Here is a 22,286-nt window from a genome sequence, read left to right on the forward strand (position 1 = left end):
TCCTGAGCGGGCGGATTCCGGGAGCGGCAGGGAGGATATGATGAGCCATATACATATAGATGTGGAAAATGTTTCGTTTGGATATGAGAAGGGAAAGGAAATACTGCGGGAAATCTCACTGCACGCGTCAGAGACGGATTCCATCGGTATCATCGGCGCGAACGGGGTGGGGAAGTCTACATTTTTAAAAATGCTGGTAGGGCTGAATCTGGATTTTACAGGTTCTATTAGAATTGAGGAAATCCCGGTGGAAAAGTGTACGCTGGCTCAGATCCGCTCGAAGATCGGGTATGTGTTCCAGGACTCGGACAGCCAGCTTTTTATGAACACGGCTTATGAGGATATTGCATTTGCGCCGAGGAATTATGGACTGCCGGAGGCGGAAGTGGAAAGAAGAGTGGAGCAGGCGCTTGCCGTGACGGGGATCGGGCATCTGCGGGAAAAGCAGATCTATAAGATGTCAGGCGGTGAGAAGAAGCTGGTTTCGATTGCCACGATCCTGTCCATGACGCCGGATATCATATTGATGGATGAGCCGTCGATCGCGCTGGATCCGAGAAACAGACGGAATCTGATCCGCATTTTAAATTCCTTTGCGCATTTGAAGATCATTGCGTCCCATGATCTGGATCTGATCCTGGATACCTGTGAGCGGACGGTGCTGATGTCGGACGGGCGGATCGTGAAGGATGGACGGACAGAAGAGATCCTGACGGATCAGGGGCTGCTGGAGGAACATGGACTGGAACTGCCGCTCTGTATGCAGAAAAGCGACAGCGTTACAGGTCACACCTTGACCAGGCGTGCCCTGTAACTCAGGCCGTCATTTTAAATTGCCTGCGGCAATGGACGGCCTGAATCCCAGCTTTTATGTGCATCCTCCTGACCAATCAGCGTAGTGATTGGTCAGTGTGTGACATGTAACGCGACAGCAACGGAAAAACTAAAGGTTTTCTTAAGATGCTTGACAGCGGAGGCAAAGAGTGATATATTTTTGTCAAGCAATTGAAAGGGAGTAGCTGAACACCCGGAATCGGGTGGGTTTGAAACCGTCAACCGATATCGAGAGATATCCGTATCAAATGAGATAGCAAGACTTTTATTGTGGCTGATGTCATGATAGGAGTCTTTTTTTCATCCTGTTGGATACAGCCGCATCAACTTGCTGACTGGTAAAGGCTGCGATTGTTTAAGCTTAAGAAAGTGAGGAAATGGAAATGGCAGAGGAACAAAGGAAACAGGAAATCAGAGAAGCGCTGGGCGCGGGCGCACGGGCTCTTACAAGCCTGAGAGAAGCACAGGAAAAACTGGAAAGCGCGAGAAAATGGGGCATCGTCGATCTGCTTGGAGGCGGGGTTGTCATCGATATGATCAAGCATTCAAGAATGGGAGACGCGGTAAACTGCATGGAGACAGCGAAAAGGGATCTGCAGAGGTTCCAGAAGGAGCTGGGAGATGTGGACGTTCCCATGGAGCTGCGGATGGAGATCAGCACATTTCTTTCATTTGCGGACTTTTTCTTTGACGGTCTTGTGGCGGATTATCTGGTGCAGAAAAGGATCGCGGAGGCCAGGGAACAAGTGGAGGAAGCGATCGGCTATGTTGAAAGTCTGATGGCGGAATTGAAGCAGATCGTATGACGGAACATGGAGAAGCGCATATAATTTAGAAAAAAGAAAGTTACTATGAGCGGCCGGTCAGGCCGTGAATCGTAACCAAAAGAAAGGATGAATGATTATGGGATGTTTGGGAAATTTGCTGTGGTTTGTATTCGGCGGTCTGGTGACGGGCTTGAGCTGGTGTCTGGCGGGTTGCCTGTGGTGTATTTCGATCGTTGGGATTCCGGTGGGTCTGCAGTGCTTTAAGTTTGCGCGGCTCAGCTTCTTCCCGTTTGGGAAGGAAGTGCAGTACGGCGGCGGGGCAGGATCATTTTTATTGAATGTGATATGGCTTCTGATTTCGGGGCTTCCGCTGGCTCTGGAACATCTGGTGATCGGAGGGGTGATGTGCATTACGGTGATCGGGATTCCATTTGGGCTGCAGCACTTTAAACTGGCGAAGCTGGCATTGATGCCGTTTGGGGCTGTGGTGTATTAAGATTACGAGGCCACGGTGACTCCTGCTGTTCGAGAAGCTGCCGGAGTATAAAGTCCCGGAAGTTCGTGACTGCGGGAGTCAGGTATACCTGCTTGTTGGAGACCATGTAAATGTTGCCTTCCCAGGCGGGGCGGACGATGGGGAGGATCTTTACATTCAGCTTTAAGAGGATCTCACGGTAAGGGGTGACGGCAATCCCGAAGCCGTAAGCGACAAGGCCGAAGATGATCTGCTCCTCGTCCGTTTCGTAGGCAATCTCCGGGCGGCGGCCGACTGCTTCGAACAGTTCGTCGATCACGAAACGCAGTCCGGTTTTATTATTGAAATAAATGTAAGGGTACTGCAGTGTGTCCTCCAGGGAAACGGACTTGTTTTCTGCCAGCGGATGGTCCTTCGGCACGATCAGGACAAGCTCCTGGCGGTCGATGGGGACGCAGGAGAGGTTGTCGGATTCTACAGGGCGCACGCAGAAGATCAGGTCATATTTTCGAAGTCTCAGGCCATCTAAGAGCTCCGGTGTCCGGTCTCCGTGGAAGGTAAAATCGATCTTGCAGTCTGAGTTCAGGGAGAGAAAACGGGAGGCCAGTCTGGGGATGAACTGGACGCCCAGCTGGGTGAGAAAGCCCAGGCGGATCAGTCCCTCGCCTTTTGCGTAGCGATGCATATTTTCAATGCCATTGTCCAGGATGGACAGGGAACGTGTGACGCATTGCAGAAATTCCTGTCCGTATCCGGTCAGCCTGGTCCCTCTCCCGGCTTTTTCAAACAGCTGTACTCCAAGCTCTTCCTCCAATTGTGAAATGGCGTGGCTTAAGCTGGGCTGGGAGATATTCAGGTGCTGGGCGGCATTGGTATAGTGCTGCTCCTGGGCGAGCTCTGCGAAATATCTTAACTGGTACAGGTTCATAGAAATCCCTCTTTTCATTTATCGTTCGTTTTACATAGTATAAACCAATCCATAGATGTTGTCTATGAATAAATAGAAATTATTCATTTGTTTTATATATGGATGTGTGATAACTTAGTATGTGCAGAAACGAACAGAAGAAATCTGAAAGTTCAGTGACGATATGAAAGATGGAGGGATATCTAATGGATACAAAGAAAACAATGGTCAGAGGGGAACTGGTTCTTCCGGTCATTATTGTGATGAACAGCTTCGGGGTGGTACTGATGCTGTATTCGGGAACCGGGATCTCGGCGATCTCCAGTATGACTTATGCGCTGAGTGAGGTACTCCCTGTATTTTCACTGGGAACGTGGACGTACATTTTCCAGAGCGCGCTGGTGCTCAGCCTGATGATTCTGAGAAAAAGATTTGTTCTGCAGTATCTTTTGAGCTTTGGAGTGGGATTCGCGTTTGGGCTGATGATGGATGTACACAAGGAATGGATGCAGGTGCTTCCGCTGGCAGCTCCATTTCGGGTCTTCTACTTTGCGGCGAGCTACCTGATCATCTGTATGGGGGTTGCGCTGTCCAACCGGTGTAAGATGCCGATCATCCCGACGGATCTGTTTCCAAAGGAATTGTCGGATATTACGGGAACGGCATTTTCCAGGATTAAGGTTTCTTTCGATCTGATCTGTGTGGTCGTTACGGCTGTGCTGACCCTTGTGTGCCTTGGCGGGATCAGCGGACTTGGGATCGGGACGTTGCTTAGCGCGCTGACCATGGGGAAGGTGATCGGACGCATGGACGGCTGGATGGACAGGCATGTGGAATTTGTCACATATCAGATGAGAGGGCATGGAAGACGGAGACTGCACCTGGCCTGACGCGAATTTTATAAAAAGTGGATTGTGAAATCCCGGCAGGTATGATAAAGTAAGGATATAGGATCATGAGCACCTGTTCAGGAGCGGTGTGTGAGGCATGCCGATCGGCTGTTTACGGCAGCCGGTGTGCGGCTTGACTGGGCAGATCTGATTACATTTATTATACAAGGGGAATGGAACATGGAAAGAAAAGTAGGTACTGTTTCAAGAGGAATCCGATGCCCGATCATCAGGGAAGGCGACCATCTGGCGGATATTATTGTAACGAGCGTGCTGGAAGCAGCGGAAAGCGAAGGCTTTTCCCTTCATGACAGGGATGTGATCGCGGCAACAGAGTCCATCGTGGCAAGGGCGCAGGGAAATTATGCGTCGATTGACGCGATCGCGAAGGACGTGAGAGAAAAGCTGGGAGGAGAGACCGTGGGAGTGATCTTCCCGATCCTGTCCCGCAACCGGTTTTCCGTGTGTCTGAAAGGGATCGCAAGAGGCGCGAAGAAGATCGTGCTGATGCTGAGCTACCCAAGCGATGAAGTGGGAAATGAACTGGTCTCTCTGGACCAGGTGGATGAGGCAGGGATCAACCCCTACAGCGACGTGCTGGATGTGGCGCGTTACAGAGAACTGTTCGGCGAGAATAAGCACCGCTTCACAGGCGTGGATTATGTGGCTTATTACAGTGAGCTGATCCGGGAGCAGGGAGCGGAGGCAGAGGTGATCTTTGCAAATAATCCGCGGGAGATCCTGAAGTATACGAAGCATGTGCTGGCCTGCGACATCCATACCCGGGCAAGGACGAAGCGGATCTTGAAATCTGCGGGCGCAGAGGTGGTGCTTGGGATGGACGACATTTTGACAAGCCCGGTGGACGGCAGCGGATGCAACGAGCGTTTCGGGCTGCTGGGTTCGAATAAATCCACGGAGGAATCGGTCAAGCTGTTCCCGAGAGAGTGTACGGGTCTGGTGGAAGAGGTTCAGAAGCAGATCCTGGAAAAGACAGGGAAGCATGTGGAAGTCATGGTATATGGGGATGGCGCGTTCAAGGATCCGGTAGGCAAGATCTGGGAACTGGCGGATCCGTGTGTATCGGTAGCCAACACGAAGGGGCTGGAAGGCACGCCGAATGAATTGAAGCTGAAATATCTGGCGGACAATGACTTTAAGGAGCTGTCGGGAAAAGAGCTGCAGGATGCGATCTCAAAGAGGATCCAGGAGAAAAAGGAGAATCTGGTGGGAGATATGGTATCCCAGGGGACGACTCCGCGGAGGATCACGGATTTGATCGGCTCGCTCTGCGACCTGACCAGCGGGTCGGGGGACAAGGGGACTCCGGTGATTCTGGTGCAGGGGTATTTTGACAATTATACTCACGGCAAATGAAATTTGCGGTGAGTATTGCGCAGGCGGCAAAAGGGTATCATTTCTGGTGACGTTCAGGCGAGATGAAATCATCGGCCGGCTTATGGAGAGAATCTGTAAGCCGGCCGGTTAAATTTCAGTTCCGAATGTGAAGATGATGATCAGCGCAAAAGGGTAATTATGCGGGAGGTTTTCGGTATGAAGAAAAAAATAATCGTAGCCTGCGGCGGAGCAGTGGCGACTTCGACGATCGCGGCAAAAAAGGTGGAGGAGCTGTGCCGGCAGTACGGGATTGAGGCGGAGATCTGCCAGATGAGGATATCAGAGGTGGAAGAGAACCTGGAGGGTACGGTTCTGATCGTGACGACTGCCAGGGCAAAGAAAGAATATGGTGTGCCGCTGGTCAGCGGGATGCCGTTTATTACGGGAATCGGGGCGGAAGAGCTGCAGGACAGGATTCTGGAGATACTCCGTCCGTGATCAGGAGTCAGCAGAGCAGAGACGGGGAATCCACTCTGCTTTTGCCAGGAGCATCTCTGCGGCGGGAAGGACAGATTTTTTTATCAGTGAAAAAAGGAAACATAAAGTATGCAGCTGTTTGGCAGTAACTTGCGGGACGGCTGCATATTTTTATTTAGTGGGAACTTCGTGGTACAGATATATGGATTCTGCGATGGTAAAAAATGTGTATTTAATGTAAATTCAACTGTCTTGTCATATGTAAAACTATGTGCTATAATGATTGCTGTTTGCGGTAGTGAATGAAGCATTGGAGGAAATGGAAGATGACATTGACAGAGGAAATCAACAGGCTGAAAAAGGAAAAGGATGCGGTCATCCTCGCCCACTATTACGCGGAGCCTGAGGTGCAGGCGGTTGCGGACTATGTGGGGGATTCCTTTTATCTGAGCAGGGTGGCCGTGGGGCTTGCGGAGCAGACGATCGTGTTCTGCGGAGTGTCTTTTATGGGGGAGAGCGCGAAAATATTGAATCCGGGGAAAACGGTGCTGATGCCGGATCTGCGCGCGGACTGTCCGATGGCGCATATGGCGGACGCCGGGACGATCCGGCGGATGCGGGAGAAGTATGAGGATCTGGCGGTGGTATGCTATATCAATTCCACGGCGGAATTGAAGAAATATTCTGACGTATGCGTGACCTCGGCAAATGCGGTGGAGATCGTGAAGGCCCTGCCGAACCGGAACATTTTTTTCATTCCGGATAAGAATCTGGCCCATTATGTGGCGGAGCAGGTGCCAGAGAAGCATTTTGTATTCAATGAAGGGTACTGTCCGGTCCATGAAGAGCTGCAGCTTCGGGAGCTGGCGGAGGCAAAGGCCATGCACCCGGACGCGGAGGTCCTGTCTCACCCGGAATGCCGGGAAGAGGTGCTGAAACAGTCGGATTACATAGGCAGTACGTCGGGGATCATCCAGTATGCCGCCAGGAGTGCCGGCAGGGAGTTTATCGTCTGTACGGAAAAAGGGGTGCGGTGGAAGCTGGAAAAGGACAATCCGGGAAAGAAGTTTTATTTTACGAAGACAGAGCCGATGTGCCGGGATATGAAATTGAATACTCTGGAAAAGCTCCTGCATGTGCTGAAAACCGGGGAAAACGCAGTGGAAGTGGATCAGGAGCTGCGGGAGCTGTCGAAGAAGCCGCTGGAAAGAATGCTGGAGCTGGCAAAACAGGAGAAGAAGTTATGAAAATGGAAGCTGATGTGGTAATTGTGGGGACAGGCGCCGCGGGGCTGTTCAGTGCCCTGAACCTGCCGGGAGATAAAAAGATCATCATGATCACGAAAGCGGATCTGGAAAGCAGTGATTCCTTTCTGGCACAGGGGGGAATCTCGGTGCTGCGGGATGATGAGGATTATGACAGCTATTTTGAGGATACGATGCGGGCCGGACATTATGAGAACCGGAAGGAGTCCGTGGATATTATGATCCGGGGATCGAGAGATGTCATTGACAAGCTGGTAGGATTCGGAGTAGAATTTGAACATGAGCAGGCTGAGGATGGGGAATTTCTCTACACGCGGGAAGGGGCGCATTCGAAGCCGCGGATCCTGTATCACAAGGACATTACCGGAAAAGAGATCACCAGCAGGCTGCTGGAGCAGGTGAAGAGGCTGGAAAATGTGATGCTGTACGAGTATACCGCGATGACGGATATTATCGTGGAAAACGGAGCGTGCGTCGGGATACTGGCGGAACGTGTAAAGAGCGACGGGCAGGCGGTGATGGATCCGGAAGCTGCGGATCTGAGAGAATGTCATGCGGAAGATGGTATTTTGCGGGGAGAGGATGCGCGCAGAGAGCGGGAGAAGGCAGAAGCTCCGGGAGAGGATGCATGCAGAGAGCGGGAGAAGGCAGAAGCTCCGGGAGAGGATACGTGCAGAGAGCGGGAGAAGGCAGAAGCTCCGGGAGAGGATACGTGCGGGGAACAGATAGAGATCCGCGCCGGCTATACCATATTTGCCACAGGCGGGATCGGGGGACAGTATACCCATTCCACGAATTTTCCGCATTTGACGGGGGATGCGATTGAAATTTCAAAGAAGCACGGCATCCGGCTGGAGCATTTGGATTATGTGCAGTTCCATCCGACCACGCTGTATTCGAAAAAGCCGGGGAGGCGGTTCTTGATCTCGGAATCTGTGCGCGGGGAAGGCGCGGTGCTGTATAATAAGAAGAAAGAACGGTTTGTGGATGAACTGCTTCCCAGGGATGTAGTGGCCGCCGCGATCCGGGAACAAATGGAAAAGGACGGGACGGATTTTGTGTACCTGTCCATGGAGCATATTGAGAAAGAGACGATCCTGCGGCATTTTCCAAACATTTACCTGCGGTGTCTGGAAGAGGGATATGATGTATTGAAGGAATGCATTCCGGTGGTTCCGGCGCAGCATTATTTTATGGGCGGCGTGTGGGTGGATTCGGACAGCCGGACCTCTATGCCGCGTTTATTTGCGGTGGGAGAGACCAGCTGCAACGGGGTTCACGGGGCGAACCGGCTGGCAAGCAATTCCCTGCTGGAAAGCTTGGTGTTCGCGAAGCGGGCGGCGATGAAGATCCGGGAGGAAATGGAGTGCCGGCGCAGGGATGATTCGGATGATATAGAATAAATGAAGTGAGGAGAAAAAAGATGAATAAAATTACGAAAACATTGCAGATGGATCATTTGATTATGGAGGCTTTGCGGGAGGATATTTCCAGTGAGGATGTGACCACTAACTCGGTGATGAAGGAGGCCGTGGAGGGGGAAGTGGAGCTGATCTGCAAGCAGGACGGAGTCATTGCCGGGCTGCAGGTGTTTGAACGGGTTTTTCAGCTGCTGGATGGGGAGACGAAGGCGGAGTTTTTCTGCAAGGACGGCGATGCGGTGAAAGCCGGAGAACTGTTGGGAAAGGTGATCGGCGACATCCGTGTCCTGCTCTCCGGTGAGCGTGTGGCGCTGAATTACCTGCAGCGGATGAGCGGCATTGCCACCTATACCCGTTCGGTGGCGGATCTGCTTGCGGGCAGCAAAACGAAACTTCTGGATACGAGGAAGACCACGCCGAATATGCGGATTTTTGAGAAATACGCGGTCCGGGTGGGAGGCGGCTATAACCATCGGTACAACCTTTCTGACGGGGTGCTTCTCAAGGATAATCACATCGGGGCAGCAGGAAGCGTGACAAAGGCGGTCCGGATGGCAAAGGAGTATGCGCCGTTTGTGCGGAAGATCGAAGTGGAGGTGGAGAATCTGGATATGGTGAAGGAGGCGGTGGAAGCCGGGGCTGACATCATCATGCTGGATAACATGTCTGCGGAGGAAATGCGGGAGGCGATCCGTATCATTGACGGCAGGGCAGAGACGGAGTGCTCCGGAAACGTGACGAAAGAGAATATCGGGCGGCTGACGGCTCTGGGAGTGGATTATATTTCCAGCGGCGCGCTGACGCATTCCGCTCCGATACTTGACATTTCGTTGAAAAACCTGCATGCTGTTTCCTAGTACAACAAGATCTGGGGTGGAAGGCGGCCGTGGTATGTAATGCTGATTATGATAGGGAATATGAAAGAGCGGACCATGATAAATCGAAGATGGGGGCAGAAAGGAGGAATCGGGTATGATGACGGGAACAGAGCGCAGGGATAAAATCATAGAAAAAATCAGGACCAGCAGGACACCGGTTTCGGGCAGCTCACTGGCGGAGAGCTGTGAGGTGAGCCGTCAGGTGATCGTGCAGGATATTGCGTTGATCCGCGCCGCGGGATATGATATCATATCTACACACCGCGGGTATCTCCTGAATGCTCCCCATACGGTGAACCGGACGTTCAAGGTGCGGCACACGGACGAGCGGATGGAGGAGGAGCTGTGCTCCATCGTGGATCTGGGCGGCTGTGTGGTCAATGTGATGGTCAACCATCGGGTGTACGGGCGGATGAAGGCGGAGCTTGGGATCCGCTCCCGGAGAAATGTGATGGAATTTCTACAGGATATCCAAAAGGGAAAATCGAGCCCGCTGAAAAACATTACTTCGGATTATCACTACCACGTGGTCGAGGCGGACTGTGAAAAAACGCTGGATATGATCGAGGACATGCTGCGGGAGAAGGAATTTCTGATTGAAGGTTAGACTCTTTTCGGACAATTTCTTTGGATAAAATCAGCGGATCTGCGAATGCTATACCTTGTGAAGCAACTGTCTGGGCATAAAGGGGTGACTTTTGGGAATCAATTCAGAAGAATACAGAGAGGAAAGAGGATATGATAAAACTGGACTGGAAAAGGCTGTGGTACGATCTTTTTATTGATGTATTCGGCGGGATTCTGATCGGGGCCGGAATTTATAATTTTGCGGCAAATGCGGAATTCCCGCTGGCCGGGGTGTCGGGTATCGCGTTGATACTGTTCCGGCTGTGGGGAGTGCCGATCGGACTTGCCACCATTCTCCTGAATGTCCCGATCGCGGTTGGATGTTATCGGACGCTGGGGCGGGAGTTTTTTGTGCGTTCGGTGCGCTCGGTCATTATCACCTCTCTGATCACGGACTATATTGTGCCGCTGTTTCCGGTGTATTCCGGGGAAAGGATGCTGGCGGCCATCTGCACCGGGATTTTTTCGGGGCTGGGCTATGCGCTGATCTTCATGAACAGCTCATCCACCGGGGGAATGGATTTTGTGTCCATGGCGATCCGGGTGAAGAAGCCGCATATTTCCCTGGGACGAATCGTGTTCGCCTTGGACTGCGCAATCGTACTGCTGGGCGGGGTGATCTTCCGGGATGTGGACGCGACCATCTACGGACTGATCATTTCCTACCTGCTGACGGTGGTCATTGATAAGATCATGTACGGTATTGACTCCGGAAAGATGACTCTGATCGTGACGGATAAGGGGCAGGAGGTTGCAGGTAAGATTGATGAATATATCGGCAGGGGCGCTACGATCCTGACCGGGAAGGGAAGCTATACCGGGGCGAAGAAGGAAGTGGTGATGTGCGCCTGCAACAATAAGCAGATGTATTCTATCCGAAAAATGGTGAAAGAGATTGACCCGAAGTGCTTTATTGTGATCATGGAATCCAATGAAGTGGTGGGGGAAGGATTTAAGGAAGCGTAGGAGATGCGCATATGATATGATGGATTTGTAAAAATTGAGGCAGTCCCTTTGATGGGGCTGCCTCAATCAAAAAAATGCATTTATTGCAATAAATTGCATAAAAATGTGATTTCGGATTGCAACCGTACAGGTGGGGAAATTTTAATTTCCGGTATCGGTGAAGTTAGTAATGTACCACTACCGGCGTCCCGAGCTGCAATATGGAATATAATTCCTGGGCATTGTAGTAGGGCATGTTGATGCAGCCGTGGGAGCCGTTCCAGAGGTAGACGTCTCCTCCGAACGCGGGCTGCCAGGTGGCGTCGTGGAAGCCGATGCCGCTCCAGGTGACGCGCATCCAGAAATCTACGGGGGTACGGTATTCCGGCTCATTGGTTTCCGGGACTATATTTCCGACCAAAACGGTGGGGGACAGCTTTTCCAGGATATTGTATACTCCGGGAGGAGTGGGTGTGCTGTTTTTTCCGGTGACCACGTCGGACTCAAAAACGACGGTGCCGTTTTCCAGATACCACATATGCTGGGCAGTCAGATCCACTTCCACGAATGTGCCGCCCCAGTCCTGGGGGGCATGGGAGGCAGCGGTCTGATCACAGGCCGGGGCTTTTGTCACGACCTCGCCGTTTCGGATGCTGCTTACCAGAGCGGGAAATTCCGCCTCTTCATTGATGATCCAGCCGTAGGTACCGCCGGAAACCTCCGTGGCTTTACCGGTCGGGGTGGTGAGCGGCCTGGTAGTGCCTACGGTGTCGTAACGTCTGCCAAATTCGGTCATCCAGTTTCGGATCGCGGCCTCGTCCAGTGTGACGTGAAAATCTGCGTCATAGGACAGCCAGGTGGAGATCAATGTCTTATCTACCACGATGGGAATGTCCATTTCGTAGGTGATGCTTGCCTTGCAGTATTGGTTCAGAGTCTGGCAGAGTTCTTTCAGCTTCGGCGATTCGGCGGTGTATTCCGGGGCTTTGTAAAAGCCCTCTTTCTGGAGATCAATCTCTTCATCCAACCGGGCAACGGACTCATGGATCTGCTTTAACAGTTTTTTCGAATCCAGGTCGGTTCCGTATACTTCCGGTTTTATGACGTAGGAATTTCCGTCAAATTCCGGGTAGGCGGACTGGGGCTGGATCGGTTCCGCGGTTACGGCTTTCAGGGAACTGACCTTTTTTTCCAGGGCCGCTTTATCGTAGGAGATATCAAACGTGATCTCTTTGGATGTTTCTTTGAAATATTCCATCGGCCATGCGAAAGCGTTCTGGTCTTTTAGTATCTGGTCCAGAGCCTGGCTGTCATTCCAGGACATATCGATCTCGCTGCCGGTGATGTCCTCGGTCTTGCCGCCGCTTTCTGTGATCTTCAAGGCATAGGCGTCTGCCTGGCCTGCAAAAAAGGCTCGGGCATCCTCTACGGTTTGCTTGGAAAAATCCTGGCCGTTGATCGTAGTGTTAAAAAGGTAATGGCTTCGGAAGTAGATGGACACGCCCAGGTATGTGAGCAGCAGGACTGCGGCGAGGACGGCCGCGGTCCATGCGGCGATTTTTTTGTATGGCAGCGTTTTCGCTGGTTCCGCGGCAGAAGGCGCAGCTTCCTGGGAAGAAACCTGCGCAAGGGGCTGCTGGGAATCCTGTGCGGAATTGCTCTTTGGAGGTTCCGTGGAAGGATTCAGCGGGGAATCCGCAGAGCTGCTCTGTAGAGGCTCCGTGGAAGGATTCGGTGCGGAATCTGTGGAGCTGCTCTGTAGAGGCTCCGTGGAAGGATTCGGCACGGAATCTGTGGAGCTGCTCTGTAGAGGCTCCGTGGAAGGATTCGGTGCGGAATCTGCCGAACTGTGCAGAGAACTTTCGTCGGAAAGATTCTGCTGGATTTCCTGAGAAGCATCTGAATCAGCCTGAGAGCGGCTCTCCAAATGGTTCTGGGGACGCTCCTGTGGTTTGCCCTGGGAATTGGGCACCGGAGTCTCCTGCGGGGTGTTCTGCGGATGGTCTGTGAGTGGCGTGTCCGTTGGGTTCATGAGTTGTTCTCCTTCTAAAAATATGTGTTCATATATCAAGAGCAGGATGTTGACCTGCATGATAAACGCGGAAGGCTGTTCTGCACTGTAATATGAATTTTGACGTCAGGCACTTGCCAACAAGGCTCTGTCTGATTTTAATATCCGTAATTTCGGTTGATCACTGTACCGTCAGCGGCATTAATCGTCAGAAAGCTGGTGGTGGGATATGCCATTGCATAGGGTTCTCCGGTGTCAGGATCGTATATTTCACGTGTTCCGAAAAAATCCCAGACAGGTACCAGAAGTCCTGTCGTGCTGCTCAGGCCCGGATCATAGATTTTCATATACCCCAGTGTGATCCGGTTGATATTTATTTTATCTGTATTGTTTTGAAAACGGACCGGCATAATCTTCCAGAATATTTCTGTGATATCCGAAAAACTCATCAGTTCTACATTGTCGATCATCGGTTTCTGTATTTCGTACAGATTTTGGATGGAAGCCTTTTGAAGTCCTTCCTGATTTACATAAAATTCCACTTTTTCATAACCCCATGCGCTCCCGGAATCGTCCGTATATTCCAAAACACCGCCATTGCTGTTGTCAGGCGTGATCGGAAATCCACGGAGATCTCTGGTATAGATGATCTGGTAGGCGGCATCCTGGTAATCAAGGTATTCTTCGGAACCCAATCCGATCGGATCTGTGTTGTAACGGCTGCTCAGGCTCAGCTCTATGCGCTTTGGAGAAAAATCAGAAAGGCCCAGCTTTTCCATATACTGATCGGTCATTGCGGCGGCCTGAGCAGGGGTGATTCCTGCCAGTTTTTCTACAGCCTCCCTGGATGGGAGATTCCCTTTGGGGGCGTCAGAAGAATCCTGAAGCCAATACGGCTGGAACCAAGAGGATTCGGACCATTTCTTGTCTGAAATCTCTGTATCTCCTCTTACGATGCCGATATCCATGTGGAAGGAACCGCTCCTTTTTAATTTGTACAGGAAAATTCCGCCATCCATTTCAACAATTCCGAAAAAAGGATCATCCGAAGAGGCCGTTTCTGCGGAAGACGATTCCGCTGCGGATGGTTCTCTGTAAAAACAGTTATCCGGCGCGCCGGAGCCAAAACCAGGGATGACCTCAACTTTTTCAACCGCTTCGGGAGAAGTTTCGTAAATCTGCTCCCATCGCTGGATCTCTGACTGCAGGTTATAAAAGGATTCCGGATTTTCGTAGCCCGCTGCCTGCGCGGAGGCAATATACCCATATGGGTCAAGATTGCCTTCTGCCTGATAAGATCTCAGTTGACGGAGCTTTTCGGAAATCCATTCTCTGGTGGGCTGGTTATATTTTTCGTAGTCATACACGGGATGATTCCCAAAGAAGACATCTGTGACCTGATCGATCCATGTCTGGTTAAAGGGTTTTTGGCCGACCTTGAAGACAGGAACCTGGTCCGTCTCAGGGACGATAACCTCAGCACTGCAGATGAGCTGAAAAGGATCATCTATATATTTTCCAGAATACAGATTCTTTTCCGGAACCTGGAGCTGACCGGCAAGGGTGTCCGGTGTGTCGGAGGTTTGGCGGTAGCTGTCTGTATTCAGTTCGCTTTTTTCCCGTACGATAATATGCTTTTTCGAGCCAGAGCTGCAGCCGAGAGTGATACAGGCCGACAGCACGGTGAGAAAAAGCAGCAGGGCTGTTTTTTTCATTGGTAGTCCTCCTCTATGTTATATCAAGATCCACCTGGATGCAAGAGCTTTTTCATGACTCGCCGCGTTGCTTTGCGGTATTTGAGGAAATCGACAGTGACTTTAGCCGCCGCAATCGATCTGCATTCCGATGCGGGTTCCTTTTTCCGGACTGCTTTTGATCTCAAGGCATCCGCCGTGGAGACGGGCGATCTGGTGGCACAGGGAGAGGCCGAGGCCGGCGCCGCCCTGTTTGCGGGAGCGGGATTTATTTACCATATAGAAAGGCTCTGTGATCCGGGCGATCTCGTCCTGAGGGATGCCGATCCCTTCATCCTGTACAAAGATCCCGGAGACTGTCCCGATCAGGCGGATCGAGGAACCTGGAGGGCTGGCCTTGCAGGCGTTGTCGATTAAGTTGGTGAGGAAGCTGAGCAAAAGGTCGACATCCCCCTGGATAGAAAAATCTTCTTCCAGGTCTGTCTGCAGTCGGATGCCTTTTTCTTTCAGGCGGTAATGGGTGACTTCTTTTGCCTGGGAAAAGAGCAAGGATACCGGGCAGGGGCTCTTCTCAATCGTGTCTTCCCGGGACAGGTCAGTGAGCAGGAGCATTTTTGCGGAAAGGCGGGAGAGACGGATGCATTCCTCTTCTATATAATGGAGGGCGTCGGCCTGTTTGACCGGGGGGAGCGAAACACGCTGCAGCAGTTCTGCATAGCCTTGGATGCCGGTCATGGGAGTTTTCAGTTCGTGGGCAAGGGAGCCGATGAGCTGACGCTGGGTTTCGTTCATTTCCGTCAGGGCGCGGATGTGCTCCTCGATCCGCTCCGCCATCTGGTTGAAGCTCTGGGAGACTTCCCCCACCTCATCGGTTCCCGGACGCTCTACACGCTTCTCATAGTCCCCCTCTGCGATCCTTTTTGCCGCGTCGCGCAGAAGATAGAAGGGGGCCAGGATCCGCCGGAGAACGCAGGTGAGCAGCACGGCCAGAAGGATGGACAAGAGCAGGGCCACAATCATGCCCTGGAAAAAGAGCAGCCTTCCGGACTGGTAGACAGAGGTGATATCGCGGTAGTGGAGGAGGCGCAGGGTGCCCAGTGAATTTGGTGAGTAATCTGTGTCTGATACATCCAGATCCTGAAAAAGAATCAGCAGACGCCGGCTGCCTGCCTCTTCCAGAAAGACGTTTTGCTGCGGGTCCGTGACGACTGGCTCATCGGAATCAGAGAGGGGTATATCCTGCGCCGGCTCCTTTGGAGAGTCTGCCAGCTCTGTCATGTCGAACAGATAGGGACTGAGATTGTACAGTTCTTCATTGTCATAGTAGAGGACGGCATTTTCACTATAGCCGGAGGAGAATGTGGTCCGGGCAGCATACTTTGCGCTGCGGATATCGTGAAACTCCATCGCTGCCAGGGCTTTGTTGAAACGCCATACATCCGACGACAGCCTGTCGTATTCGTAGCTGCGGATATTCTCAATGATCTGCTCCTGGGTTCTGGACAGGTTCCAGATGGAAAAAGCCTGGGACAGGAGAAGAAGCAGGCACACCGAGGTGAGGGTGATTTTTGTTTTCAGCTTCATGATGATTCCTCCGAGGTATCCGTTGACTGGGCTGCTGCCTGGTCTGTCATGTGACTGGCCGCCGGGGATGGCATTTCCTCCTCCGGGCGGTCTTCCAGGCGGTATCCGATACGGGGGACGGTCTTTATGACATCCTGGAAGCCCAGCTTTTTCCGAATCCTTCCGACGTGGACGTCGATGGTTCGGGTCTCGCCGTCAAATTCCACGCCCCAGAGCATTTGCAGGAGCTGCTCCCGGCTGAGGGCGATATTTTTATACCGGACCAGGAGCAGCAGGCAGTCAAACTCCATGGGCTTGAAAGGGATGACGGTTCCGGCTTTCTGCACAATCCGCTCCTTCGGGAAGATTTCCACATCCCGTATACGGTAGCATTCCTCAACTTTTTTCTGGAAACGGCTTAACACCTTTTCCACCCTTACCAGAAGCTCCAGCATTTCGAAGGGCTTGACAATGTAGTCCTCGGCGCCGTCGGTGAGACCCTTGACCTTGCTGTGGAGGTCTCCCCTGGCAGTCAGGAAAATGACCGGAATCTGCTGAGCCTGCAGTTCGGGAAGGAGTTCAAAGCCGTCCTTTCCGGGGAGCATCACGTCCAGGAGCGCCAGGTCGTAGGACGGGGCGGGGATCTCCTGGAGATGGCTGAAAAGAGCGGCGCCGTCGAAAAAGGGGACGGGTTCGTAGCCTGCGGTTTCCAGGTTGATGCAGATCAGCTCGTTGATATGTTCTTCGTCTTCGATTACAAGTATTTTACAGGGCATGGAGATTGGTTCCTTTTTCTGTCAGTTTATTTTCAGAATCAAAATAGAAAAAATAGGTTTGATCCTCAGTGCGCATTTCATATGGATTTTCAGTGTGTTCTCTTGTGTCTTCGCTATAATTCGTTATATAGAAATATTGGATTCCGTTGGCTGTAAGGTATTGCTCAACCGCTTCTCTGTCGGTCCCGATTTCAATCCTGCGGATCAGATTTTTTATATTTTCGGCGGAATATTTTCGAATCTCCACAGGAACAAAGGTGTCTGAATAGGTATGGCTGGATTCTGCGATCAGATCTCCTGTCAGGGAAATGGTTTTTTCCTGATCACCGAGCCTGCGTCCGGCGGCCAGGATGGTTCCGTCTTTTAACCGGACAAATGTGTTGAAATGATAAACGGTCTCGTAAAGCATTTGTTCCGGTATTTCTTCCAGAGGGCTGTTCACTTCAATTTGCTCCGGCCAGACCATCGCCACGTCTTCGAGAACCTTGCAGGGGGTACGGATGAAGTCGTCTTCGGTAACGGGAGTTCCGCATTCGCCGAAAATATTGAATCCCCATGTGTACAGGTCGCCGTTTTCGCTGATGGCGGCGCCGGTCCAGTCACCGGTGGCTGCATAGACGCAGTTGTCCAGGATTTTGCGGGGAGAGTTGTACAGCATTTTGCAGGGATTGGATTCGTCCTCGGTTGTTTTTTCGAAATCTTCTGAGTCAGAAACCGTTGTCCCATAGGTACTCATGTACTGGCCCCACCACCATACGCTGCCGTCTTTTTTCAATGCTGTGATGGATTCCATGCCGGCCTGTGCATAGGCAACCTGGTCCATCAGGAGGACGGGGCTGGTCACTTTGTTGTCGTGCCGGCAGTAGTAATTCGTACTGTCGAAATCCTGGCCCAGCAGTCCCAGCATGTTGGAGCCCATGCCGTACAATTCGCCGTCCGCAGTCAGATAGATGCAGAAATAGCCGTTTACGGAGCAGTCCACGGATACCACGCCGGAGGCGATTTTCACGGGGGCGCCGGTAGTTTCACCCGGCTCCAGGACCATGCCGTTTCCGAGCTGGCCGTATTCATTGCTGCCGTAGCCCCAGAGGTCGGACTGGTCGTCTATGTAGTATCTGTTCAGAGCGGTGACCTTGTTGGTGATGTAGTAGTCCGGGAGGGAGAAACCGCCGGCTGCCTCGGTCAGTTCGGGGGCATGTGTGCAGAATGCGGGGGGAGCCGTGTGAAAAGCGGCGCCGAGAATCGTCCGGGCCAGGATGGCTCCCGCGGCTATGAGAAAAACGGACAGCAGGATGACGAGAAAGAGCAGGGTTTTTGTATGGGATTTTCGGGTGATGGTATTCATACTGACGCCTCCTTGGGATGTGTGGATATAGGATTATTTTATAACAATTGAGGGGGATTTTCAATTTGGAGATGTAAACATATTGTAAAAGGTTTGAGAGTATTGGCGTATTGACGAAAGGGGGAATATGATTTAGAATGGACGGTATAGCTTTGGGGCGTTTGTATATATAGAAAGGAACGGGGATTGTGATGCAGGCGACAAAAGATATGACGAAGGGGAGTCCAATCAGGCTGCTGTTTGGGTTTTCCATGCCTTTGATGCTGGGGAATATTTTTCAGCAGCTTTATACCGTCGTGGATACGGTGATTGTGGGGCAGGGCGTGGGCGTGCAGGCGCTGGCTTCCATCGGGGCGTCGGACTGGTTGAACTGGCTGTTCATGTGGCTGGCGTCCGGGATGACGCAGGGCTTTTCCATCTTGTTTGCCCAGTTTTACGGGGCGAAAAATGAGGAGTCTCTCAGAAAATCGGTGGGAAACGCTCTGCTTCTGGCTGCGGTGTCGGTAGTTTTGCTGACGGCGGCAGGGGAGGCGGCTGCGGCGCCGGTGTTACGGCTTTTGAGAACCCCGGAAAATATCTTCGGCGGGGCGCTTATGTATCTGCGGATCATGTTCGGCGGAATCGGGATCATCCTTCTGTACAATCTGGAGGCATCCCTGCTCCGGGCGCTGGGGGACGGACGGTCCCCGTTGGTGGCCATGGTGGCTGCGGCGTGTACCAATATTGGGCTGGATCTGCTGTTTGTCATGGTATTTCACTGGGGGATCGCAGGGGCTGCGGCCGCAACGCTGATCGCCCAGGGAGTCTCCTGCGTGTACTGTAGCCTGGTGATCCGGAAGATCTCGCTGCTGCGGCTGAGACGGTCGGATTTTGAACCGGATCTTGTGCTGGTGAGGAAGCTGCTGTGGCTGGGAATCCCGGTGATGTTTCAGAATGCGGTCATCAGTATCGGCGGGATGGTGCTGCAGTCGGTGATCAACGGATTTGGATTTTTGTTTGTGGCGGGATTTACGGCCACCAATAAATTGTACGGTGTGCTGGAAACGGCGGCCATTTCCTACGGATACGCGATCACAACCTATGTGGCCCAGAACCGGGGGGCCGGGGATATCCGCCGGATTCAGAGAGGGATGCGCAGCGGGATCGTGATGGCGTTTGCCACGTCGCTGCTGATTTCGGGGGCTATGTTTCTGTGGGGGAAGGATATGCTGTCCATGTTTATTTCCGCGGAAAAATCCCAGGCGGAGCAGGTGCTCGGGATTGCCCATCATTATCTGATGATCATGAGCGTGTTTTTAGTGATCCTGTATGCGCTGCATGTATACCGGTGCGCGCTGCAGGGGCTGGGGGATACGATCATCCCCATGGTGTCCGGGATCGCGGAATTTGTCATGCGTGTGTCGGCGGCGATGCTGCTACCGGGGCTTCTGGGGCAGGAAGGGATCTTTTACGCGGAGATATTGGCCTGGACGGGAGCTTGTGTGATACTGGTGGGGGCTTATTACAGGAGGATGTATCTGCAGAAGAGCAGGGATTTAGTCCATGGAAATACTGTTTGAAAAATGTCTGAGGAGAAGCAGAAAAATGAATATTATATGAGAAACATGAATGGGAACGCCCATGCAGGACAGTAGATTTGCCGGTCATCTGCATGAGCGTTTTTTGTTCTGCGCTTCGGCGTGAGTGTGCGTTAAGACGCACACTTTTGTTCGGCCGCAGTATGCAGTTTGCCGGCGGCTACTCTGCGGGGATGATCTCCAGCCAGTAGCCGTCGGGATCTTCGATAAAATAGACTCCCATGTCGGCGTTTTCGAAGCAGACGCAGCCCATCTCCCGGTGTTTGGCGAGGGCGGCGTCAAAATCGTCTACCGTGAAGGCCAGGTGGATCTCATTGTCGCCCAGCTCGTAGGGGCGGTTCATGTCACGGAGCCAGGTCAGCTCCAGCAGATGGGGCGTGGTCTGGTCGCCTAAAAAGGCGAGGGTGAAGCTGCCGTCGTCGGCGTCCTTGGTACGCTGTACGGTGAGCCCTAAGGCTTCCTTGTAGAAATCCAGGGACTTCTGCAGGTCGTATACGTTCAGATTGTTGTGGGCAAAAGTAAATTTCATGGTGTTGTCCTCCGTTTTTATATGGTATAGGTGAAGTGTGATCTGTCACCGATTTCCTCCGGGAAATGGATGACCTGCTTGCGCGTCGGCGCAATTCATTATAACAGAGGATGGGGAAAATTTCTATGGAGGGATGGAAAAAACAGGGATAAATTAAAGATAAAAACATAAATTATACAATTTGTATCCAAAAAATATACATAAATTATTGACAAGAGGAATCCGAAAAGATATAATGATTACAACGAGTCGACAATAAATATACAAAATGGCTACGTAAATTTTTTTAAGGATGTGGTATGGATTATGGTAAATGTGGTCAAAACAATCCCGAGATGCAGCGACGAGCTGCTTGCCAGGTACCAAGATCAGGCGTCTGCCACTGTCCATGAGGCTATGGGCCGCAGGAACGCAATGGATCCGGAGATCAAGCCAATTGAAAGAGCGATGCGCCTTGCCGGAAGGGCTCTTACGGTAAGGTGCCATACCGGCGACAATCTGATGCTCATTAAGGCCATCAGCATGGCGCGGAAAGGGGATGTGATTGTCGCGGATATGGGCAACGCGGTAGCAAATGGTCCATTCGGCGAAGTATTGGCAGTTGAGTGTGTGACAAAAGGACTGGCAGGGCTGATCTTGAATTGTGCGGTACGTGACAGCCAGGAAATCATACGTCTTGGCCTGCCGGTATTTTCCGCTCAGATCTGTATAAGCGGCACGGCCAAAGCAACTCTGGGAACGATCAACCATCCGGTCAGCTGCGGAGGCGTGATTGTGAATCCGGGAGATGTAGTTGTGGCAGATGCGGACGGTGTGGTGGTAGTACCTCTTGACGAGGCAGAAGATGTCCTGGATGCAGCCAATTCCAGGACGGCAAAAGAGGCGGAGGTGATGAAACGTCTATACGCAGGAGAATCTCTGTTTGATATTTACGGATATCAAAAGGTCTTTGATTCTCTTCATTGTACGGAAGAATAGTAATACGTACGCGGCATATGAAAGTTTAAGTGTTTCCTTCCTTACCTGCGTCTGTACGGAATCTCATTTTACAATTGCAAATATCAGCAGCACTATGATATAATTAATAACAAAAAAGCAACATAAATATTTGGAGTTTATGTGCGGTTCGGAGGCGATTACGTGGGTAGTAAGGGGTCAGCGGCAGTTGACAAGGTGTATGATTATTTATATAAGGGCATTCTTTCAGGGGATATTCCGCTGGGTTCGCCGATTGCAGAGCTTGAATTAGGTAAGGCGCTTGGTCTGAGCCGTTCACCTGTGAGAGAGGCGCTCAAGCGGATGGAGGGAGAAGGGCTCGTTTCCCATTATCTGGGCAGAGGAACCTTTGTAACGGATATCACGGTCAGGGATTTGGAAGAGATTTTTGAACTGCGAATCATGTTTGAACTCCATTCTCTGCCATTGGCTTGTATGTATATGGATGATGGTATGCTCCAGGAGCTCGAGAATGCTTTTGAAAATCTGGATGAGGATTCGGACGAGCAGCAGTATTATGACGCGAACCGTCTTTTACATTCTTCGATTATATCCTATGGAGGGAATCTGCGTCTGGAGAAGTTTTATAAGATGCTGGATGCACAATTTGCGATCGTAAACCGTATCTCTGCCCGGGACCCGGAGCATTTTGACAAATCAAAGGGAACGCACCTGAACATTGTCAAAGCCATGCGGGAGCGGGATGTAGAACGTGCACAGGAGTTGTTGAAAGAACACTTAAACCAGGTGAAAGAACGGACGATACTTGAATACAGTAAACCACTGCCTGCTAAGATGAGGGCGCAGCACATGAGAAAAGCTTTTTAAGTTAGAAGTGCGCCGCTGTTTGTGGGAGCGGTGGGGTTACAGTGTTTTTTATGTCCGGCTTATCATGCCTCGTAGCGTAATTGCTGCGGGGCTTTTTTGTATAGGAAACTTCTCCGAATTTTCCTTATAGAACAAAAACCCTC

Annotated in this window: 21 protein-coding genes; 14 read left to right on the forward strand and 7 right to left on the reverse strand. The window is 51.7% G+C overall.

Translation table 11 applies throughout. The features are described from left to right. Window positions 1-40: 40 nt before the first annotated feature. The 3 genes from ACTOY7_RS08385 (at window position 41) to ACTOY7_RS08395 (ending at window position 2,097) form a co-directional block, all read left to right on the forward strand. A complete protein-coding gene (locus ACTOY7_RS08385) occupies window positions 41-814 on the forward strand; it encodes an energy-coupling factor ABC transporter ATP-binding protein (protein ID WP_482670981.1) in 774 nt (257 codons plus the stop codon). 403 nt (window positions 815-1,217) lie between these two features. Then, on the forward strand, window positions 1,218-1,640 hold the full coding sequence (locus tag ACTOY7_RS08390) for a hypothetical protein (protein ID WP_482670978.1): 423 nt from the start codon (window positions 1,218-1,220) through the stop codon (window positions 1,638-1,640). Between the two features lie 97 nt (window positions 1,641-1,737). Further along, complete coding sequence (locus ACTOY7_RS08395; RefSeq protein WP_300826336.1) at window positions 1,738-2,097, forward strand: YccF domain-containing protein; 360 nt, start codon at window positions 1,738-1,740, stop codon at window positions 2,095-2,097. Here the strand turns inward: ACTOY7_RS08395 and ACTOY7_RS08400 are convergent. Continuing rightward, the gene (locus ACTOY7_RS08400; protein WP_482670977.1) at window positions 2,048-3,004 is read right to left on the reverse strand and encodes a LysR family transcriptional regulator; all 957 of its coding nucleotides are present in this window, start codon (window positions 3,002-3,004) and stop codon (window positions 2,048-2,050) included. The two genes, ACTOY7_RS08395 and ACTOY7_RS08400, sit on opposite strands and share 50 nt — an antisense overlap. 185 nt (window positions 3,005-3,189) lie before the next feature. Here ACTOY7_RS08400 and ACTOY7_RS08405 point away from each other — a divergent pair, with 185 nt between their 5' ends. The 8 genes from ACTOY7_RS08405 to ACTOY7_RS08440 all read left to right on the forward strand — a co-directional run bounded on the left by ACTOY7_RS08405 (window position 3,190) and on the right by ACTOY7_RS08440 (window position 10,845). After that, window positions 3,190-3,873 carry a DUF6198 family protein gene (locus ACTOY7_RS08405; protein ID WP_482670976.1) on the forward strand — a complete coding sequence of 228 codons (684 nt, stop codon included), beginning with the start codon at window positions 3,190-3,192 and terminating at the stop codon, window positions 3,871-3,873. Between the two features lie 180 nt (window positions 3,874-4,053). Then, window positions 4,054-5,250: a coenzyme F420-0:L-glutamate ligase gene (locus tag ACTOY7_RS08410; protein ID WP_482670975.1), complete on the forward strand. Its 1,197-nt coding sequence runs from the start codon at window positions 4,054-4,056 to the stop codon at window positions 5,248-5,250. A 177-nt stretch (window positions 5,251-5,427) separates the two neighbouring features. Further along, on the forward strand, window positions 5,428-5,709 hold the full coding sequence (gene gatB / locus ACTOY7_RS08415; RefSeq protein ID WP_160282788.1) for a PTS galactitol transporter subunit IIB: 282 nt from the start codon (window positions 5,428-5,430) through the stop codon (window positions 5,707-5,709). Between the two features lie 305 nt (window positions 5,710-6,014). Further along, window positions 6,015-6,935, forward strand: a complete 921-nt coding sequence (gene nadA, locus ACTOY7_RS08420) for a quinolinate synthase NadA (protein ID WP_482670974.1) — start codon at window positions 6,015-6,017, stop codon at window positions 6,933-6,935. Further along, a complete protein-coding gene (locus ACTOY7_RS08425; protein ID WP_482670973.1) occupies window positions 6,932-8,356 on the forward strand; it encodes an FAD-binding protein in 1,425 nt (474 codons plus the stop codon). The genes nadA and ACTOY7_RS08425 overlap by 4 nt, the downstream gene beginning before the upstream one ends. A 20-nt stretch (window positions 8,357-8,376) precedes the next feature. Next, window positions 8,377-9,231, forward strand: coding sequence for a carboxylating nicotinate-nucleotide diphosphorylase (nadC, locus tag ACTOY7_RS08430; protein WP_482670972.1), 855 nt, complete (start codon window positions 8,377-8,379; stop codon window positions 9,229-9,231). 118 nt (window positions 9,232-9,349) lie between these two features. Further along, window positions 9,350-9,859, forward strand: coding sequence for a transcription repressor NadR (locus tag ACTOY7_RS08435; protein ID WP_160283833.1), 510 nt, complete (start codon window positions 9,350-9,352; stop codon window positions 9,857-9,859). A gap of 131 nt (window positions 9,860-9,990) precedes the next feature. Then, window positions 9,991-10,845 carry a YitT family protein gene (locus ACTOY7_RS08440; RefSeq protein ID WP_160283829.1) on the forward strand — a complete coding sequence of 285 codons (855 nt, stop codon included), beginning with the start codon at window positions 9,991-9,993 and terminating at the stop codon, window positions 10,843-10,845. 163 nt (window positions 10,846-11,008) lie between these two features. Here the strand turns inward: ACTOY7_RS08440 and ACTOY7_RS08445 are convergent, their stop codons facing one another. The 5 genes from ACTOY7_RS08445 to ACTOY7_RS08465 form a co-directional block, all read right to left on the reverse strand. After that, window positions 11,009-12,856 (reverse strand): L,D-transpeptidase family protein, encoded by a 1,848-nt coding sequence (locus ACTOY7_RS08445; RefSeq protein ID WP_482670971.1) that lies wholly within the window; start codon window positions 12,854-12,856, stop codon window positions 11,009-11,011. Window positions 12,857-12,993: 137 nt separating this feature from the next. Then, window positions 12,994-14,550: a DUF6034 family protein gene (locus ACTOY7_RS08450; RefSeq protein WP_482670970.1), complete on the reverse strand. Its 1,557-nt coding sequence runs from the start codon at window positions 14,548-14,550 to the stop codon at window positions 12,994-12,996. 102 nt (window positions 14,551-14,652) lie between these two features. After that, window positions 14,653-16,113 (reverse strand): sensor histidine kinase, encoded by a 1,461-nt coding sequence (locus tag ACTOY7_RS08455; RefSeq protein ID WP_482670969.1) that lies wholly within the window; start codon window positions 16,111-16,113, stop codon window positions 14,653-14,655. Continuing rightward, window positions 16,110-16,868, reverse strand: a complete 759-nt coding sequence (locus tag ACTOY7_RS08460; RefSeq protein WP_482670968.1) for a response regulator transcription factor — start codon at window positions 16,866-16,868, stop codon at window positions 16,110-16,112. Before ACTOY7_RS08460 ends, ACTOY7_RS08455 begins: the two co-directional genes overlap by 4 nt. Then, window positions 16,858-18,213, reverse strand: a complete 1,356-nt coding sequence (locus tag ACTOY7_RS08465; RefSeq protein WP_482670967.1) for an RCC1 domain-containing protein — start codon at window positions 18,211-18,213, stop codon at window positions 16,858-16,860. Before ACTOY7_RS08465 ends, ACTOY7_RS08460 begins: the two co-directional genes overlap by 11 nt. A gap of 191 nt (window positions 18,214-18,404) precedes the next feature. Here ACTOY7_RS08465 and ACTOY7_RS08470 point away from each other — a divergent pair, with 191 nt between their 5' ends. Next, window positions 18,405-19,772: an MATE family efflux transporter gene (locus ACTOY7_RS08470; RefSeq protein WP_482670966.1), complete on the forward strand. Its 1,368-nt coding sequence runs from the start codon at window positions 18,405-18,407 to the stop codon at window positions 19,770-19,772. 178 nt (window positions 19,773-19,950) lie between these two features. On the opposite strand, the gene ACTOY7_RS08475 is transcribed toward ACTOY7_RS08470, so the two are convergent. Then, entirely contained in the window at window positions 19,951-20,319 is a 369-nt protein-coding gene (locus ACTOY7_RS08475) for a VOC family protein (RefSeq protein ID WP_482670965.1), read from the reverse strand. A 306-nt stretch (window positions 20,320-20,625) separates the two neighbouring features. Between ACTOY7_RS08475 and ACTOY7_RS08480 the strand changes: the two genes are divergently transcribed. Both ACTOY7_RS08480 and ACTOY7_RS08485 read left to right on the forward strand, forming a co-directional pair. After that, window positions 20,626-21,297, forward strand: a complete 672-nt coding sequence (locus tag ACTOY7_RS08480; RefSeq protein WP_160283822.1) for a 4-carboxy-4-hydroxy-2-oxoadipate aldolase/oxaloacetate decarboxylase — start codon at window positions 20,626-20,628, stop codon at window positions 21,295-21,297. Between the two features lie 162 nt (window positions 21,298-21,459). Next, window positions 21,460-22,143, forward strand: a complete 684-nt coding sequence (locus tag ACTOY7_RS08485; protein ID WP_160283821.1) for a GntR family transcriptional regulator — start codon at window positions 21,460-21,462, stop codon at window positions 22,141-22,143. The last annotated feature ends 143 nt before the right edge of the window (window positions 22,144-22,286 follow it).

This window comes from Schaedlerella sp., assembly GCF_056796775.1.